The sequence below is a fragment of the Chitinophaga sp. 22620 genome, from assembly GCF_052044405.1.
Taxonomy (GTDB): domain Bacteria; phylum Bacteroidota; class Bacteroidia; order Chitinophagales; family Chitinophagaceae; genus Chitinophaga.
Genome location: NZ_JBQEMV010000002.1, coordinates 378,329 through 396,361 on the forward strand (window position 1 = coordinate 378,329; position 18,033 = coordinate 396,361).

Genomic DNA, 18,033 nt, shown 5'->3' on the forward strand with positions numbered 1-18,033 from the left:
TGCGGCAAAAAATATTACGCAAAATTAACTGATAAGGGGATATAAAACGTAATCGCTAACGCTTTCATCCTGTATGTGTTACTGTTTGATGAATTCAAGTTTAAGTTCAATGTTCACCATCTTGTCCACCACCATGCCGCCTGCTTCTGTCATTTTATCCCACCTGAGGTTATAGTCGAACCGGTTGATATAGGTATTGGCTTTGAAGCCCGCTCTCAGCTTGCCATCGGCATCTTTTGCGGTTCCGCCGTGGGTGACGTTGAATTTCACATTCCTGGTTACATCGCGTATGGTCAGGTCGCCCTCCAGCAGGTATTTCCCTTCGGTGATCCGGTTGAAGGCCGTGCTTTTAAAGGTCATCCTGGGGTATTTTTCCGCATGCAGGAAATCGCCGGATTTCAGATGGTTGTCCCTGGGTTCGTTGCCCGTGCTGATACTGGATACGTCCACGCTGAAAGTGACCGCGGCATCGGAAAAATCCGGCTTTGCGGCCTTTAGCTCCCCTTCGAAATTCTTAAAGTTGCCTTCCACTTCGGAGATCACGAGATGGGTAACGGAGAAAGACACTGAGGAGTGATCCCGGTCAACCTTCCATATAGCGGCCTGTGCGCCGGCAAAAAGCGGGCTGTGCAGCAGCAAGGCAAACAGTAGCTTTTTCATGATATGGTTTTTTGGGATGAAACGTATGACAGTGTAATTCCTCTCTAATAATATGGTTCACAGTCTGATAGGCCCCTGTTAAAGTAAAGTTACGGAATATCGGCTGTTATAACAGCAAATGGCTGGTTAACCCGGAAAACAAAAAAGCATCCCGTTTTGCGGGATGCTTTATACCTTGAAACTTCCGGGATTAAGCGGGAGTTTTCATATTGTCCAGCACGTCCATCACTTCCTTCACGTGTTTGGCGGAAGTTTCCAGCAGCGCTTTTTCTTCGTTGTTCAGGTCCAGCTCGATGATCTTTTCGATACCGCCTTTACCCAGTACCACGGGCACGCCGAGGTAGATGTCCTTCAGACCGTATTCGCCGGTGAGCCATGCGCATACGGGGAAGATGCGTTTTTCATCTTTTACGATGGCTTCTACCATCTGGGCTGCAGCTGCGCCGGGAGCATACCAGGCGGAAGTGCCCAGCAGGTTCACGATCTCTCCGCCGCCCACTTTGGTGCGCTGAATGATGGCGTCCAGCTTGTCTGCCGCCACCAGCTCAGTAACAGGAATGCCTGAAACGGTGGTGTAACGGGGCAGGGGTACCATGGTGTCGCCGTGGCCGCCCATGAGGATGGCCTGGATGTCTTTGGGGGAGCAACCGATCTCATCGGCCAGGAATGCGCGGTAGCGCGCGGTATCCAGGATGCCGGCCATGCCGAATACCTTGCTGCTGTCTTTTTTGGCAGTGAGGTAAGCGCAGTAGGTCATTACGTCCAGCGGGTTGGACACAACGATGATGATCGCGTTGGGAGAATATTTGGTAACGTTCTCTGTAACAGATTTAACGATGTTGGCGTTGGTAGAAATCAGGTCGTCGCGGCTCATGCCCGGTTTGCGGGGCAGGCCGGAGGTGATCACCACTACATCGCTGTCGGCCGTTTTGGTATAGTCATTGGTTACACCGGTCACTTTGGTGCTGTAGTAATCAATGGGGGCTTGCTGCCAGGTATCCAGGGCCTTTCCTTCTGCAGTGCCTTCCTTGATGTCAAGCAAAACAACCTCCTGCAGAAAATCTCTGTGGGCCAGCACGTTAGCGCAGGTTGCGCCCACATTTCCAGCTCCTACAACAGTAACTTTCATCGTATCTGAGTATTTTAAAAAGGTGAAGAATTATTTGGGAAACAAAAATAGGGTATCGGATCGTTAATTTCGGCGGAAAGTGCTAAAATTTCCCGATCCGCGGCCTGCCTATGGAAAATTTACAAGTGCTTTAACAATGTGTCCAGTTTAACGGTACCTTCGTACCCTGCCTGGAACCGGTGTTTTTTGTCGTAGGTATAACAGCCGGGGAAGTTTTTCAGGTTGTAATAATAAAGGATCTGCCGCGTGGGCTCGGCCGCCATGATGATATTCGGGTATTTCCCGATATTGTATTGGTCGTACCAGGCCTTCATACGGTCCAGCTTAAATGGCGTAACCATTAGGAGCGTGGTTTTCCCGAACTTATCGATGTTCTTCAGGATGTCTTCCGTCATGTGGGCGCAATGATCACATTCCACGCTGAACAAAAAGAGGAGGACGGGTTTATTTTTGGGAAGATCGTTCTTGGTAAAGGATTGGCCGCTGTAAAGCTGCATCGGAAGGGGTGAAATGATGGAATATTGCTTAAAAGGCGGGATATTTGCCGGATCGTTCGTAATGGATTGGGCTTTGAGCAATGCAGGAAGCAATAAAAACAAGCAGAGCCATTTTCTCATATTCATATTTTTTAATTGTTAAAGTGATATACTGACCGTATATGTTTTGCCAAAACTATACCGCTTTTGTGGGAATTCCGGTAAGTTTTGTTTGTTCATATGCGAAAATTTTTACTTTTGCAATCCTAATGTAAATTTTTAACTTTAAATCAGTGACCTTTTATGGCTACCACCGCAGATATCAGAACAGGATTAATCATTAAGCTGGATAACAGCTTGTATTCTGTTGTAGAGTTTGGTCAGAACAAAACCGCCCGTGCAGCCGCGAAGGTATGGGCAAAATTGAAGGGCGTTGACAATACCCGTTCCATCGAGCATACCTGGAACTCCGGTGATACCATTTACCCGGTGCGCGTGGAAAAAAAGCCGTTCCAGTTCCTTTATAAGGACGACAGCGGATATAACTTCATGGATAAAGAAACCTTTGAGCAGATCGTAGTGGCAGAATCGCTGGTGGATGCGCCGCAATTCCTGAAAGACGGCGACGAGGTGGCTATTTCCATCAATACAGAGACTGAACTGCCTATGGGCGTTGAGCTGCCTGATAAAATTGTGCTGAAAGTAACTTATTCCGAGCCCGGCATGAAGGGCGATACCGCAACCCGTACCCTCAAACCTGCAACTGTTGAAGGCGGCGCTACTGTGATGGTTCCCCTGTTCGTGAATGAAGGCGAATTGATCCGCGTCAACACCAAGACCGGCGAATACATCGAGAGAGTAAAAGAATAACCATATACTTACATTTCTTTCATTAGCGAACCAGCATTACTAAAACCAAAAACTGTCTACATGGACTTTAAACAGATTCAGGAGCTGATAAAAATGATCAACAAATCAAACATCAGCGAACTGAGCATTGAACAGGACAAGTTTAAGATTACAATAAAGCAAAAGGAAAGCGAAGTACAGCAGATCGTAACAGTACCGGCGGTAACGGCGGTTCAACCCGTGCAAATGGCTCCCCAGCCTGTAGCTGCCGCTCCTGCGCCTGCTGCTGCCGCACCTGCCGCTGCAGCGTCTGCGCCGGCTGCCACCAACCTCATCACCATCAAATCTCCCATGATCGGTACTTTTTACCGCAGCGCCGGGCCTGATAAGCCGGCATTTGTAAGCGTGGGCGATGATGTGGCTCCCGGTAAAGTGGTTTGCATTATTGAAGCCATGAAACTGTTCAATGAAATCGAGAGCGAGGTGGGCGGAAAGATCGTGAAAGTGCTGGTAGACGATGCGTCGCCCGTGGAATACGACCAGCCCCTGTTCCTGGTAGAACCGTAAACTCTTTAGCGGTGAAAGGTTGTAAGGTTGCTTGCAACCTTTTCCTTTTTTTCGATTTTTAACCTATAAGAAAAACATGTTCAAAAAGATACTCATCGCCAACCGAGGCGAGATTGCCCTGAGGATCATCCGTACCTGCAAAGAGATGGGGATCAAAACAGTGGCAGTGTATTCGACCGCTGATAAAGACAGCCTGCACGTCAGGTTTGCGGATGAAGCCGTGTGCATTGGAAAACCACAGAGCAGCGATTCTTACCTGAATATACCACATCTCATGGCCGCAGCGGAAATCACCAATGCGGACGCTATCCATCCCGGTTACGGCTTCCTGGCCGAAAACGCCCGTTTCGCGGAGATCTGCGGCGAGCACGGCATCAAGTTCATTGGCCCCACCCCGGAAATGATCCGCAAAATGGGGGATAAGATGACTGCCAAGGAAACCATGATCGCAGCGGGTGTACCCGTTATTCCCGGCTCCGAAGGCCTGCTGGAAAGCGTGGAACAGGCCAAAACCCTTGCAAGGGAAATGGGCCTGCCTGTGATCATGAAAGCTACTGCCGGCGGCGGCGGTAAAGGCATGCGCGTGGTGTGGGACGAGAGCGAGATCGAGAACGCCTATACCATGGCCAAAACGGAAGCCAAAGCGGCTTTCAGCAACGACGGCATCTACATGGAAAAATTCGTGGAAGAGCCCCGTCACATAGAGATACAGATCGCAGGCGACCAATACGGCAAAGTATGCCACCTCAGCGAGCGCGACTGCTCCATCCAGCGCCGCCACCAGAAGCTGGTGGAAGAATCGCCTTCCCCCTTCATGACGCCAGAGCTGCGTGAAAAGATGGGCGAAGCCGCCATCAAGGCCGCCAGCGCCATCAATTACGAAAGCGTGGGCACCATCGAGTTCCTGGTAGACAAGCACCGGAATTTTTACTTCATGGAAATGAACACCCGTATCCAGGTGGAGCACGGTGTGACCGAGGAAGTGATCAATTTCGACCTGATCAAGGAACAGATCAAGATCGCGGCAGGCATTCCTATTTCCGGGAAAAATTACACCCCGCAGATGCACGCCATCGAGTGCCGCATCAACGCGGAGGATCCGTATAACGATTTCCGCCCGTCTCCGGGCAAGATCACGGTGCTGCATACACCGGGCGGCCACGGCGTAAGGGTGGATTCCCATATCTATGCCGGTTACGTGATCCCGCCGTACTACGATTCCATGGTGTCCAAAGTGATCGCCGTGGCGCAAACCCGCGAAGAAGCCATCAACACTATGGAAAGGGCGCTGAGCGAATTCGTGATCGAAGGTGTGAAAACAACCATTCCGTTCCACCAGCAGCTGATGCAGGATGAGAATTTCAGGAAAGGGAATTTCACCACTAAATTCACTGAAACCTTTAAACTGCAATAACAACGGCAGTTTGAACGATACTAAAAAAGGCTTCTGCGTTTTGCAGGAGCCTTTTTTGTCTGGTTACCATGCGGGCCTGTATTTACGCTTGTTCCAGCGTATGTGCAATTGGATGAAAATACCCGGTAACCGACACGTTATTACCCATACAAAAAACAGGCCACCCGGAGGTAGCCTGCTCTCTTAAACCTTAAAACCTTTTCAAAATAAAATGTCAGATATGTATTGTATGCTGATGAAAAGTATGCCGCATGAACCATGTGCGGCACCAGTTCAGTTCATCACTGGTTAGTGGCGGGCGCCTTTTTCTTTCTTTCCTTCATGCCGTCCCTGAAGCCTTTCATCCGTTCTTTTTCCCAGGCTTCGTATTTGCTGTAGTTGTCGTCGCCCAGGGTGGATTTGATCTTCTGCTGTCTTTCGTCTTTCAGCGCTTTCATTTTAGACCTTTTTTCGTCCTTATCCAGCCCTTTCAGCGCCATGGCCTTGGTCATGTATTCCTTGTTGATGGCTTTCAGTTCTTCGCCCTGGCTGTCCGTAAGGCCCAGTTCCTTCACGGGCACTTCGTGTATACGTTTGCCTTTTTTGCCGTCGCGGTGTTTGTAATGGTCCGCCCGGACTGTAGCCTGTTCGCGGTTCTGCTGCCATTTGGCATATTGTTCCGCGTCCAGCACTTCTTTGATCTTACCGCTGCGCTCGGCCTGCAGGGCATCCAGCTTTGCTTTCTGCTGTTCTTTGCTCAGGTCCCTGTTCTTCCGCACTTCCTGCGTGCCCTGCATGTAGGATTTATTGATATCCTGTAAAGCCTGCGATTGTTTTTCATTCAACTTCAGGTCTGCATTCGGCCTGATCTTCCCTTTCGTTCTCACGGAATCCTGCGCGTAACCGGTATGAACGGCTGTTGCGAGGATCATCAGCAATAAGATTTTCTTCATGGTTATCCTGTTTTGCAATTATAGACTGTTTAGATCGCAGAAAGTTTAACCGAAGTTATGAGCGGTTCACAGCATCCCGGCGTTTCCTGATTTTAATCAGCCATGGCAGAGCATTTATGGGGATTTTGCCCATTCACCCGGCAAGGAAGCATATGGGATAACCGGTGATCGGCCGTTCATAGCAGATCGCTGATGACTTTCACCGCAGCATCAGGTTCACTGGGCCGTGGCGCCTGGTTGGTGACGTATTTCCCATCTTTATCGATAATGATATACGTGGGATAGCCACGGTACAGGTATTTTTTCTCAAGAATGGATTGCTGAGCCGGGGGAAGGTTGTAGTGAACAACATTATCGCCGATAAGTTTATGCTGTTTGATGGCGCTTTTCCAAGCCGTTTCCTGGGAATGGTTGGCAAGGTATACAAATACCACATCCTTTCCTTTCAGACGTTGTTTGAAGGCTGGCACATATTTGAACTGTTCACGGCACGGGGAGCACCAAGTGCCCCAGATGTCCATGTAGATCACTTTGCCTTTGAACTGGCCAGTGATATGGGCAAGCATTTCTTCGGCCGTGGTAAATTCGGGTATGGAGGTGATCAGGCGGGTATCTTTCAGCAGGGCGTCGTCCTGGCTGAGTTTTATCAGCGCATTGTTCTTTTCGAGTATGGCCGAACGCAGGTAAGGGTTTTTTACTTTGCTTTCAAATGCGGCGATATCAGCGGTTTCCAACGGATTAAAAGATTCCAGTGCCCTGTTTGCATCCCATGCGGAGGATAATTCCATTTCCAACGGGTTTTTGGTAAAAAGAGCAAAAACGGAATCCACGTTTCGCGTTTTGGCTTTGGAGGCAAGGGTGGAGGCATAGGATCTCATATCGCGGAGCATCGTCATGTAACCATCGCAGAGGTAGGCGTTGGGATAAGCGATGGTGCGAATGGAATCCAGCGTCTCCAGGTACCCTGGGCTGAAAGCATCCTTTTTCAGTTCGCGGAGCTTGTAGGAATATTGCGACAGGGCGGCGGCGGCCTCGTAATATAAATCGGCCTCCAGGAATTGCCTGGTACGCGGCTCCAGGGTATGTTTCAGGGAATAATCATTCAGCAGGCGCAACTCCTTTTTCATTTTTGCCACAACGCTGTCCCTGTAAACCAGGTCGGAGCCGGTTTTTTCGCGCAGGTCGTAGTAACCTTGATCCACCTGGCCGCGAAGCACGCGATTAAACAGCATTACCTGCGTATGCAGGTTCGCGTTAGCACCTTCAAAACGGGTGCTTGTTTTGCGGCTGTACCATTCCCGGCGGCCTTCATTGGTATCGAGGGCACTGTCTTCCCCTTTATATTCATCGAGGTCCGCGTAAAGCCGGATGGTTTCGCCAGGCACACCCACATTGGCTTCGGTAATCCGGTCCCAATCCAGGTAAAGAACACCCGCAACGGGGAAAGGTATTGTAATGCTGAATTTCCCATTGGCGCTTATGGGGGCGGCGTAATTTTTCTGATACGAACTGACCCCGTCGGGGACGGCAACGGTAAATTCGTTTCCGGGCAGATGGCTATAATGATCATACCGGCCGGTAATGGTAAGGGAATCTTTTCTGAACTCCATCCGGCCGGAGCTTTTCTGCTGGGCGGAACATAACAGGGCACAGATACTGAAGGCAAGGGTGCTGAGGGATTTTAACATAGAATGCGTTTATGTTCCCCCAATATAGGCAATATTTTTACGAATTATTCGTAAATAGGAAAAAATTCGTAGTTTCGGTAAAAAAAGAACCCCCGGTAAATACCGGGGGCCATCATACACCAAAACAATCTTACGGTTTTTATCGCAAGAAAAGCAGCTCTCTGTATTTGGGGAGACCCCAGATCTTGTCATCAACCAGGAACTCCAGTTTGTCGGAGTGGTAACGGATCACGTCGAAGTACGGCTGTTTGATCTTCTCACAGTAATCGATCGCTTTCTGACGGCTGTCTTCCAGCTTGTTAGCCACTTTACGTGCTTCGATCATCGCCTGTACATTCTCACTGATGACATTTATGTGTTCAGATATTTTCGTTGCAATCTGGAGTTGGGCTTTGTAAGCGCCTTCTCCGAAACCTGCGTCTTTCAGACCTTTGATATTAACCAGCAGTTCGTTCTGATACTTGATTGCTGCGGGCAATACGTGGTTGGTAGCCAGGTCGCCGATCACGCGTGCTTCGATCTGCACTTTTTTCACGTAGTCTTCCAGCAGGATCTCATGACGTGCGTGCAGTTCTTTTTCGTTGTACACACCGGTGCTTACGTACAGGTCGGTTGATTTTTTAGTAACCATTGCGTCCAGGGCCGTAGGGGTGGTCTTTACGTTGGGCAGGCCGCGTTTTTCGGCTTCTTTTTCCCATTCTTCGCTGTAACCGTCGCCTTCGAAGAGGATCTTCTCGGAATCAACAATGTACTTGCGGAGGGTTTGCATGATGGCGATCTCTTTTTTCTCGCCTTTTTCGATCAGGCCGTCCACTTCAACTTTGAAGCCAGCCAGGGTTTTAGCCATGATGGTGTTCAGCACGGTCATAGCGGAAGCGCAGTTTGCGGAAGAACCTACGGCGCGGAACTCGAACTTGTTGCCGGTGAAGGCGAAGGGAGAAGTACGGTTACGGTCGGTATTGTCCAGCAGCAGCTCCGGAATGTGGCGGTGCAGGTCCAGTTTCAGGATGGCTTCGTCCTGTTCGTCGAATTTGTTATTTACACGGCTCTTCACTTCCTGGAGTACTTCAGAAAGGTATTTACCGGTGAATACGGAGATGATTGCGGGAGGAGCTTCGTTTGCACCCAGGCGGAAGTCGTTGCTAGGGGAAGCGATAGCTGCGCGCAGCAGGTCAGCGTAATCGTGAACGGCTTTGATGGTGTTCACGAAGAAGGTGAGGAACATCAGGTTGGTCTTCGGCGTTTTGCCGGGAGCCAGCAGGTTCACGCCGGTGTCTGTAGCGAGAGACCAGTTGTTGTGTTTACCTGAACCGTTGATGCCTGCGAAAGGTTTTTCGTGGAGCAGTACTTTCAGCTTGTGGCGTTTGGCAACTTTGCTCATCACGTCCATCAGCAGGGAGTTGTGGTCCACCGCGATGTTCACTTCTTCGAAGATGGGAGCGCACTCGAACTGAGCGGGAGCCACCTCGTTGTGACGGGTCCTTAAAGGAATACCCAGCTTGTAGGATTCTTCTTCGAAGTCGCGCATGAAAGCGTATACACGCTCAGGAATGGCGCCGAAGTAGTGGTCTTCCAGCTGCTGGCCTTTTGCAGGAGCGTGGCCAACCACGGTACGGCCTGCGAGAACCAGGTCAGGACGGGCGTTAGCCAGACCTTCGTCTATCATAAAGTACTCCTGTTCCCAACCAAGGGTAGCAGTTACTTTGGTTACGTTCTTGTCGAAATAGTTGCATACGTCTACCGCAGCTTTGTCCAGCGCAGACAGTGCTTTCAGCAGCGGAGCCTTATAGTCCAGCGATTCGCCGGTGTAAGCCACGAAGATGGTGGGGATGCAAAGTGTTCTGCCTGTACCCTGTTCGATGATGAACGCAGGGGAGGAGGGATCCCATGCAGTGTAGCCGCGGGCTTCAAAAGTAGCGCGGATACCGCCGTTAGGGAAAGAGGAAGCATCGGGCTCCTGCTGAACCAGCGCGTCACCGTCAAAGGTTTCGATGCTGGAACCATCACCTTTGATGGTGAAGAAGGAGTCATGTTTTTCAGCGGTAGTACCGGTAAGGGGCTGGAACCAGTGTGTATAGTGGGTTACACCTTTCTTCATAGCCCATGATTTCAAACCGGAAGCGATCTGATCGGCCATCTTGCGCTCGATCTTATTACCACCTTTAATAGAGTTCATCAGGCTCTTGTAAGCCTCATCACTCAGGTTTTCCCGCATTGCTTTGCCGGTAAAAACATTGCTGCCGAACACGTCTGTGATCTTACCATTCAGTTCGGGCTTTACTTTGAAGTCCACGCCGGTCAGATTCTCCAGCGCTTGAAAGCGTAACGATTGCATGATGTGAAAAATTTTAGTACAAAAGAACGCCTCTTTGGGTTAAAATGCAAGTTGTTTCATCTTTTTTAACCAAAAAATTGCATTTCTCGTCTAAAAACCCTATATTTTTAATTTTTGGCCAAATATTCGGCATCCTGATCCTCCAAAACTGATATATTAAAAATAACATTATACGTATAAGGGCATTAAACTTCTCTTTGTTGTCAATTGCAGGAAATCTATGTAGTTTTGCATCTTCTTTTTAAACCTTCATCAATTCATGCAAACCACAGTAGAAACCGCCGAACAGTTAGGACTTACAGCAGACGAATTTGAACGCATAAAATCCATCCTGGGCCGCACCCCGAACTTCACCGAACTGAGCATGTACTCCGTGATGTGGAGCGAGCACTGCAGCTACAAGAATTCCATCGTATGGCTGAAGAGCCTCCCCCGGGAAGGCGGCAGGCTGCTGGTAAAAGCCGGTGAGGAAAACGCCGGCCTCGTGGATATTGGTGACGGATGGGCCTGTGTTTTCAAGATCGAATCCCATAACCACCCCTCCGCACTGGAACCCTTCCAGGGCGCAGCCACCGGGGTAGGCGGCATCCACCGCGACATCTTTACCATGGGCGCACGCCCCATCGCAGCACTCAACTCTCTGCGTTTCGGTAATGTTAATGATAAAAAGAACCAGCACCTCCTCAAAGGCGTGGTAGACGGCATCGGCCACTACGGCAACTGCTTTGGCGTACCCACCGTGGGCGGTGAAGTATATTTTGAAGACTGCTACGGCACCAACCCCCTCGTAAACGCTATGAGCGTGGGCGTGCTGAAAGTAGGCACCATGGTTTCCGCTACCTCCTACGGTCCCGGCAACCCCGTATTTATTGTAGGCTCCGCTACCGGGAAAGACGGTATCGGCGGCGCCTCATTCGCTTCGGCGGACATTACCGAGGAAAGCGCCAAAGACCTCCCCGCCGTACAGGTGGGCGACCCCTTCCAGGAGAAAAAGCTCCTCGAAGCCTGCCTGGAAGTCGTGAAAACCGGCGCCCTCGTAGGTATGCAGGATATGGGCGCTGCCGGTATCACCTGCTCCACCGCCGAAATGAGCGCCAAAGGCGAGCACGGTATGAACATCCACCTGGATAAAGTGCCTACCCGCCAGCAGAACATGAAAGGTTGGGAAATGCTGCTTTCCGAAAGCCAGGAACGCATGCTCATCGTAATCCACAAAGGCCGCGAGAAAGAAGTGCTGGACATTTTCGATAAATGGGACCTGCATTGCGTGCAGATCGGCGAAGTGACCAAAGAACCCATCCTCCGCTTTTATATGAACGGCGCGCTGGAAGCGGAAGTGCCCGCGGAAAGCCTCGTGCTGGGCGGCGGCGCTCCCCAGTACCACCGCGCTTACGTGGAACCTAAGTATTTTGAAAAGATCAAGGCTTACGATATCCAGAACATCCCTGACATTACCAATGCCAGGTCTGTAGCGGAAAAGATCGCACAGCTGCCGAACATTGCTTCCAAACGCTGGGTATACACGCAGTACGACAGCATGGTAGGCACCGCCAACGCCAGCACCAACGCCCCCAGCGACGCGTCTATCGTGGTCGTGAAAGGCACCCGCAAGGCGCTGGCCGTTACCACGGACTGCAACAGCCGCTACGTACACGCTGATCCGCATACCGGCGGGCAGATCGCGGTGGCAGAAGCAGCGCGCAACATCGTGTGCAGCGGCGGCGAACCGGTGGCTATCACCAACTGCCTCAACTTCGGCAATCCTTACGATCCGGAAGTATATTACCAGTTCGTTCACGCCGTTCAGGGCATGGGCGAAGCCTGCCGCAAGTTCAACACCCCGGTGACCGGGGGTAACGTAAGCTTCTACAACCAGAGCCCCGACGGCCCGGTATATCCTACCCCCACCATCGGTATGCTCGGCGTGCTGGACAGCATGGACCAGCGCATGACCCTCGATTTCAAACAGGCCGGCGACCTCATCTACCTGGTGGGCCGCAGCTACAACGATATCAGCAGCTCAGAATACCTCCATAAGCTGATCGGCGTGGAATTCAGCCCCGCCCCTCATTTTAACATGGAAGAAGAACTGCAACTGCAGCATGCCATTACAAAACTGATCGGCGCAGGGCTTATCCAGTCCGCGCACGACGTCAGCGAAGGCGGCCTCTTTACCACCCTGCTCGAAAGCGCCCAGGTACGCGGGTTTGGCTTCGATGTGCATACCAATAAACACTTCCGTAAAGACGCATACCTGTTCGGCGAATCGCAGAGCCGTGTAGTGGTGAGCGTGAGCCCGGCAGACAAAGAGAAGTTCGAAGCCCTGCTGCACGGCCTGGTGGATGCTTCCGACCATTCCGTTCGTTACGAGCTGATCGGTACCGTGAAAGGCGAGAACCTGGTAGTGGATGGCGAAAACTGGGGCGCGGTAAGCGAGTGGAAAAACAAATACGACACTGCGCTGGAAAATCATCTTTGATCTTCAGCACAACGCATAGAAAAAGACCGCCCGTAAGGCGGTCTTTTTTATTGATACTATTTTAGCAATGCCGTAGATAAGAGATGCGTATAGGATAGGTGAAGGAGAGGTATAGGAGAGCTTAAAGGACAGCGCCGGTAAAATAACATTACCTTCTCGCCAGGAACTTCCTCCGCCACCAGATCAGTATGCCTGACAGGGCGAGCAACCCCGGCGCCAGGCCCAGCAGGGTCCACAGGATCTTCAGCGGGATGCCGCCAAAGTTCCCGAAATGGAGCTGTAATACGCTGGCATTCAGCTTCTGTGAAATATTTGACGACTTAAAATCCAGTTTTTTCACCATCGAACCGTCTTCCGGCTGAAGGGTGACCGTGCTGGCGTATTCGCCGAAAAGAGGCGCTTCGCCGGCGTTGCCCAGGAACAGCACCGGGGCGCCTTCCGCCCGCGGCGGACGGATGCCCATGATCGTAATGCCCGGTATTTCGGCGCGGGCGGCGGTGAGCAGGCGGTCGTAATCGATAGGCTGCTGCACGGCCACGGAAGGTGCTTTTTTGCCCACCCGCGCGCCTACTACCTTCCATTGTATCAGGATGCCGGTGATGACCATCAGCAGGTTGAACACCAATGCCCATACCCCGACCACCCGGTGAAGGTTGCGCCAGCGCCTGCGGCGGTGTTTCCATTCTATCTTATCGCGGAAGGAAAGCACCTTGCCGAGGTGTTTGCGGTAAACATACAGCCCGGTTGCCAGGGACACGAGCATGATAAAAGACACGCAAAGGATGATTACAGACCCATTGCGGCCGCTTAGCAGGGTGAAGTGGAGGTAGAGCAGGAAACCGGTGAAGTAGCCTTTGTTGCCCCTCCTGTGCAGTACTTTGCCGGTATAAGGGTCCAGGTAAACATACACTTTATCTTCAGCTGAATATTCCGCCCGCATGATCAGGCTTTCGTCCGGAGCCTGGGGCAGGCGGATAAAGGTGAGGTAGGGCCTGCCGGGATTGGCGGCCAATCCTTTTTCGTACAGTGTGTTCAGGGGCAGGGGCGTACCGCCGGGCTGCACCTGGTAAGCTTTTTTATTGAGCGCATGGTCAATTTCGTCGCTGAACACCAGTATGCTGCCCGTAAAACTCAAAAGCAGGAGAAAAACCCCTGCTATCAAGCCCGTGATTCGGTGAATCCGGAATATTTGTTTGGTGAGCACTATCAGAATTTATAACTGTAATTCAGGTTGATGCGGGCGCCGGTGCCTTTTACATAGTTCTCGTTGCGCGCGTTCCACTGCGAAGTTACGGTATAGTAATCAGCGTTGAAAAGGTTTTCCACACCAAGGCCCAGGCTGCTGTGCTGGTCCAGCCGCATGCTGCCCAGGAAACTGAAGGTGGTGAAGCCTTCCACAGGACCGGTACCGTAGGAGTACAGGCCATTAACCCTTTCAAAGCGTTCGCGTTTGCCGGAATGCAGCATCTGCAGGCGGAGGTTCAGCCTTTCGATGGGCGCATAACGGAGGTAGGCGGTCACTTTGGGAGGAGCGATGCGGTCGCTGCCGAGGTATTTATCGTTCGCGTCGCCGAACTTGCCATTGTCGTCAATATCCTGTTTGCCTTCCACATAAGAGTAGGAAGCGCCTGCGCCCAGGTTGCGCAATATTGTAGCGTCTGCCGCGATCTCGAAGCCGTACACTTTTTCAGGTGCGCGCTGTATCTCGAACTTGCCGTTCTTTTCGAGGAAGGAAGAGCCGAGCTTGGAAGTGCTGATGTAATAGCTGCCTTCCAGCTGGATGGGGCCGAGGGTGCTGTTGAAACCTGCTTCGTAGTTGTTGGCGATCACGGCTTCGGTTTTCAGCAGCGAAACGGTGTTTTCCCTTGCTGCGCGCAGGATGCGGCCCAGCTCCATAATGGAAAAGCTCTGGGAATAGCTGATGAAGGGTTTGAAGAACCTGAATTTATTGTAACGGAGGCCCGCGTTGTATACGAGCGCGTTGTAGCTGAGGTCGCCGCCGGTTACGCTTACGCCGCCTTCGGTAAATTCCCCGGTTACGCGGTTCAGCTGCTTAACGGTGGTGTAATCGGGAATGCCGATGTTGATATTCTCGAAACGCGCGCCTGCCTTGAACACGAAGTCTTTTAAGAAGCTGAGCTTCACCTGCGCGTAGGGCGCGTAGTTCTTCATGTCCATCTCGGGCACCCAGGTGCGGCCGTCTACCAGGCTTTGTGCGGTTACATCGTTCATATAGTCCAGCCCGTAAACGAGGGAGAGGTCATAATTAGCCGAAATGTGCACCGGGCTGCTGAAGTTCACGCGTACGCCCTGTTTCCGGGAAGTGATCTGCGACTGGCCGCCGAATTCGAAGGTCGGCCCCCAGCTGTACACGGTTTTGAAACGCTGCATGTAAACGTTCACATCCAGGTCCGTACCGCCGATGATGCCTTCGCTGCTCCAGTGCAGGCTGGCGTTGTGGTTGTAGGGTGTGCCTTCGGGGTCGCCGGGGCGTTTGCCGATGACGCCGGTGGCGGCAGAATCCAGGTATTTGCCGGGTTTCAGGATATAATCGCTGCGCTGCTGGCTGCCGAAGAAGTTGTACATCAGTTCCAGGCGGTTGCGCCGGTCGATGTCGTACCCGATCTTTGCAAACCCGTTCCAGATCTGCGATTCGCCGAGGCTGTACTCGGGGGAGTTCACCACACCGTTGGCGTCCTTATATACGCCGGTCTGTTCATAATGACCGGATACCACGAAGTCCCATTTCTTATAAGCTCCTGAAAGCAGCTGGCCCGCGGAAAAGCCGCCGGTATGCTGGGCTTCCACCAGCTGGGTGTTGGCGCCGATAGTGGTTTCGCCGTGGATGCCGGTTTTATTTTTATCGCCTTTTTTGGTGATGTAGTTGATCAGGCCGCCGTCTGCCCCGTTGCCATAAATAGCGGTGGCGCCTTTGATCACTTCAATGCGCTCGATGGCGGAAGGGTCGATGGTGCGCATGTCTCTGCCGCCGTTGCGCAGCGGGGTGGATTGCGGGATGCCGTCTACCATCACCAGCACGTTGCGCCCGCGCAGGGTCTGCCCCGTGTTGCCGGTGGTGTTGTCGTTAATGGCCAGGCCAGGCACCGTGTTGGCCAGGATGGCGGTAATATTATTATTAATGCCTTTCTGTGCTTCCACTTCACGGGGCCCTACGATGGTCACGGAAGAAGGCACTTCGTCCAGGGTTTCTTTTTTACGGCTGGCCGATACGATCACTTCCTGCAGGTCTGCGGAAGATTTCATGGTCACATCCTGTACGGTGGTATCCCCCGAAAGGGTAACAGCCTGCTCAGTAGTGGTGAAGCCTACGCCTGAAAAACGCAGGGTATGGGAACCGGCGGGAGCGGCCAGTACATAGGCGCCGTTGGCGCCTGCCACTGTACCTTTTTTGATGCCGGGAATGCTGATATTGGCAAATGGAACGGCCTGGCCCTGTTCGTTGCGCACTGTTCCTTTAACAACGCCATGGGGCGCCTGTTGTGCGAAAGAATGAAGGAAACCCGCTGCCAGTATGGCGATTGTTAATATTACTCTCATTGAAATTGTTAAGAAATCCGGCGCAAAGGTACCCTGTGTGTGATTACGTACATTTACGCAAAGCGGAAAATGAATGATCGGATCGGGAAGAGTCGCCATGGCGGCGGGGCCGTGGATGTTACAACCTGCAATTACTTTAACAGCGTGTTAACAAAATACCACGTTAGTGTGACGGTATTGCCGTAGAACTACGTTATTTTTGAATAACACTTAAAGCACAATTTCAAGTTCGGGAAGCGGAAGGGAGCTACTTCAATACTCAGGATTTCCATTAACTTATAGATACAAACTGACTGATCATAAATAATTCAATGGGTAACATATATGTGTATATCCATATTTCTATGATGGCCCAAACTTTTTAATTACCATGTCCTACTGAACGATCGATTCTTAAGATCATGTATTACACCTAGTGAAAGAACGATTTGTTTGCCGGGGCTGACTAACCATCAGCCCCCTTTTTTGCCCGCAGGTGAAGGATGGTTTACCGGCTTTTCCTCTTCCATTTAGCCGCCGTTGCGTCGCACACTTCAGCTTTTTATCTTCTTCCGGCAATAAAAAAGAGCGCCGGTAAAGGCGCTCCTTCTATTATTCTACTGTACTTACTTGCTGTGTTTATACCATCGGGATCTCCGCTACCGCATACGTTTTCTGGTCCAGCTTCTGCTTGGTTTCGGTGAACGCATTGAGCGTCAGCTCGATATCCTCGTCGGAGTGGGCCGCCGTGGGTATCAGGCGGTAAATGATCTGCCCTTTCGGGATCACAGGGTATACCACGATGGAGCAGAAGATATTGTAATTCTCGCGGAGGTCAAGGCACATGGCGGTGGCTTCGGGAATGTCGCCCTGCAGGTAGATGGGGGTAACAGGGGAGTTGGTACGCCCGATGTTGAACCCTCTGTCGCGCAGGCCCTGCTGGAGTTTGTTCACATTGCTCCAGAGTTTTTCTTTCAGCTGAGGCTGCTGGCGCATCAGCTGTACGCGTTTCAGGTGGCCGATCACGAGCGGTAAAGGAATGGATTTCGCGAATATCTGCGAACGCATGTTGTAGCGCAGGTAATTGATGATCGCCTTGTCGCCGCTCATGAATGCGCCGATGGAAGCGCCGGATTTAGCGAAGGTGTTGAACAGCAGGTCGATCTCGTCCTGCACGCCCTGCTCTTCGCCGGTGCCTGCGCCGGTTTTGCCCATGGTGCCGAAGCCGTGCGCATCGTCTACCATCAGGCGGAACTCGTACTGCTCTTTCAGCGCTGCGATCTCTCTCAGCTTACCCTGGTCGCCGGCCATGCCGAATACGCCTTCGGTGATCACGAGAATGCCGCCGCCGCTGGTTTTGGTATATTCAACCGCACGCTTCAGCTGCTTTTCGCAGTCTTCGATGTCGTTGTGCTTGAATACATACCGGTGCCCCTGGTGCAGGCGCAGGCCGTCCACGATGGAAGCATGGCATTCCGCATCGTACACGATCACGTCGCGGCGGTTGCAGATAGCGTCGATGGCGCTCATAATGCCTTGGTAACCATAGTTCAGGAGGGTCGTGTCTTCCTTGCCCATGTAGTCGCTGAGCTCTTTTTCCAGCTGCTCGTGGAAATTAGTGTTCCCGCTCATCATGCGCGCGCCCATGGGTGCGGCAAGACCGTGTTCGGCAGCCGCCCTGGCATCTGTAGCCCTCACCTCGGGGTGATTGGCCAGGCCCAGGTAGTTGTTAAGGCTCCATACGATCTTTTCTTTACCCCGGAACTTCATCCTGGGACCAATTTCGCCTTCCAGCTTAGGGAAAGCAAAGTAACCGTGGGCTCTGTCTGAATGCTCCCCGATAGGGCCCCTGTGCTTCAGCAGTTTCTCGAATATATCCATATGATTATTAAAATGAAATTAAAATTCGTCCACAAAGGTATTAAAATATTATTTTTTGTAAACTTAGGCTACTTTTACGGACATTT

At 51.7% G+C, this 18,033-nt stretch carries 13 protein-coding genes; 4 read left to right on the top strand and 9 right to left on the bottom strand.

Annotation, left to right across the window (positions count from 1 at the left end):
* Positions 1–78: 78 nt before the first annotated feature.
* The 3 genes from ACTJIK_RS11225 to ACTJIK_RS11235 all read right to left on the bottom strand — a co-directional run bounded on the left by ACTJIK_RS11225 (position 79) and on the right by ACTJIK_RS11235 (position 2,406).
* A complete protein-coding gene (locus ACTJIK_RS11225; protein WP_440646452.1) occupies positions 79–660 on the bottom strand; it encodes a YceI family protein in 582 nt (193 codons plus the stop codon).
* Positions 661–850: 190 nt separating this feature from the next.
* The gene (gene mdh, locus ACTJIK_RS11230; protein ID WP_440646453.1) at positions 851–1,789 is read right to left on the bottom strand and encodes a malate dehydrogenase; all 939 of its coding nucleotides are present in this window, start codon (positions 1,787–1,789) and stop codon (positions 851–853) included.
* Between the two features lie 119 nt (positions 1,790–1,908).
* Entirely contained in the window at positions 1,909–2,406 is a 498-nt protein-coding gene (locus ACTJIK_RS11235) for a peroxiredoxin family protein (RefSeq protein WP_440646454.1), read from the bottom strand.
* A gap of 162 nt (positions 2,407–2,568) precedes the next feature.
* Here ACTJIK_RS11235 and efp point away from each other — a divergent pair, with 162 nt between their 5' ends.
* The 3 genes from efp to accC all read left to right on the top strand — a co-directional run bounded on the left by efp (position 2,569) and on the right by accC (position 5,095).
* The gene (gene efp, locus ACTJIK_RS11240; protein ID WP_440646455.1) at positions 2,569–3,135 is read left to right on the top strand and encodes an elongation factor P; all 567 of its coding nucleotides are present in this window, start codon (positions 2,569–2,571) and stop codon (positions 3,133–3,135) included.
* A gap of 60 nt (positions 3,136–3,195) precedes the next feature.
* Positions 3,196–3,681, top strand: coding sequence for an acetyl-CoA carboxylase biotin carboxyl carrier protein (gene accB, locus ACTJIK_RS11245; protein ID WP_440646456.1), 486 nt, complete (start codon positions 3,196–3,198; stop codon positions 3,679–3,681).
* 76 nt (positions 3,682–3,757) lie between these two features.
* Positions 3,758–5,095, top strand: coding sequence for an acetyl-CoA carboxylase biotin carboxylase subunit (gene accC / locus ACTJIK_RS11250; protein ID WP_440646457.1), 1,338 nt, complete (start codon positions 3,758–3,760; stop codon positions 5,093–5,095).
* A gap of 281 nt (positions 5,096–5,376) precedes the next feature.
* Here accC and ACTJIK_RS11255 read toward each other — a convergent pair whose 3' ends face one another.
* The 3 genes from ACTJIK_RS11255 to ACTJIK_RS11265 form a co-directional block, all read right to left on the bottom strand.
* On the bottom strand, positions 5,377–6,027 hold the full coding sequence (locus ACTJIK_RS11255) for a hypothetical protein (protein WP_440646458.1): 651 nt from the start codon (positions 6,025–6,027) through the stop codon (positions 5,377–5,379).
* Positions 6,028–6,203: 176 nt separating this feature from the next.
* Complete coding sequence (locus ACTJIK_RS11260) at positions 6,204–7,715, bottom strand: TlpA family protein disulfide reductase (protein WP_440646459.1); 1,512 nt, start codon at positions 7,713–7,715, stop codon at positions 6,204–6,206.
* 139 nt (positions 7,716–7,854) lie between these two features.
* The gene (locus ACTJIK_RS11265) at positions 7,855–10,050 is read right to left on the bottom strand and encodes a glutamine synthetase III family protein (RefSeq protein ID WP_440646460.1); all 2,196 of its coding nucleotides are present in this window, start codon (positions 10,048–10,050) and stop codon (positions 7,855–7,857) included.
* Between the two features lie 259 nt (positions 10,051–10,309).
* On the opposite strand from ACTJIK_RS11265, the gene purL reads away from it, so the two are divergent.
* Complete coding sequence (gene purL, locus ACTJIK_RS11270) at positions 10,310–12,529, top strand: phosphoribosylformylglycinamidine synthase subunit PurL (RefSeq protein ID WP_440646461.1); 2,220 nt, start codon at positions 10,310–10,312, stop codon at positions 12,527–12,529.
* A gap of 148 nt (positions 12,530–12,677) precedes the next feature.
* On the opposite strand, the gene ACTJIK_RS11275 is transcribed toward purL, so the two are convergent.
* The 3 genes from ACTJIK_RS11275 to ACTJIK_RS11285 form a co-directional block, all read right to left on the bottom strand.
* Entirely contained in the window at positions 12,678–13,733 is a 1,056-nt protein-coding gene (locus ACTJIK_RS11275; RefSeq protein WP_440646462.1) for a PepSY-associated TM helix domain-containing protein, read from the bottom strand.
* A 2-nt stretch (positions 13,734–13,735) separates the two neighbouring features.
* The gene (locus tag ACTJIK_RS11280; RefSeq protein WP_440646463.1) at positions 13,736–16,087 is read right to left on the bottom strand and encodes a TonB-dependent receptor; all 2,352 of its coding nucleotides are present in this window, start codon (positions 16,085–16,087) and stop codon (positions 13,736–13,738) included.
* Positions 16,088–16,705: 618 nt separating this feature from the next.
* The gene (locus tag ACTJIK_RS11285) at positions 16,706–17,947 is read right to left on the bottom strand and encodes an aminotransferase class I/II-fold pyridoxal phosphate-dependent enzyme (RefSeq protein WP_440646464.1); all 1,242 of its coding nucleotides are present in this window, start codon (positions 17,945–17,947) and stop codon (positions 16,706–16,708) included.
* Positions 17,948–18,033 lie beyond the last annotated feature (86 nt).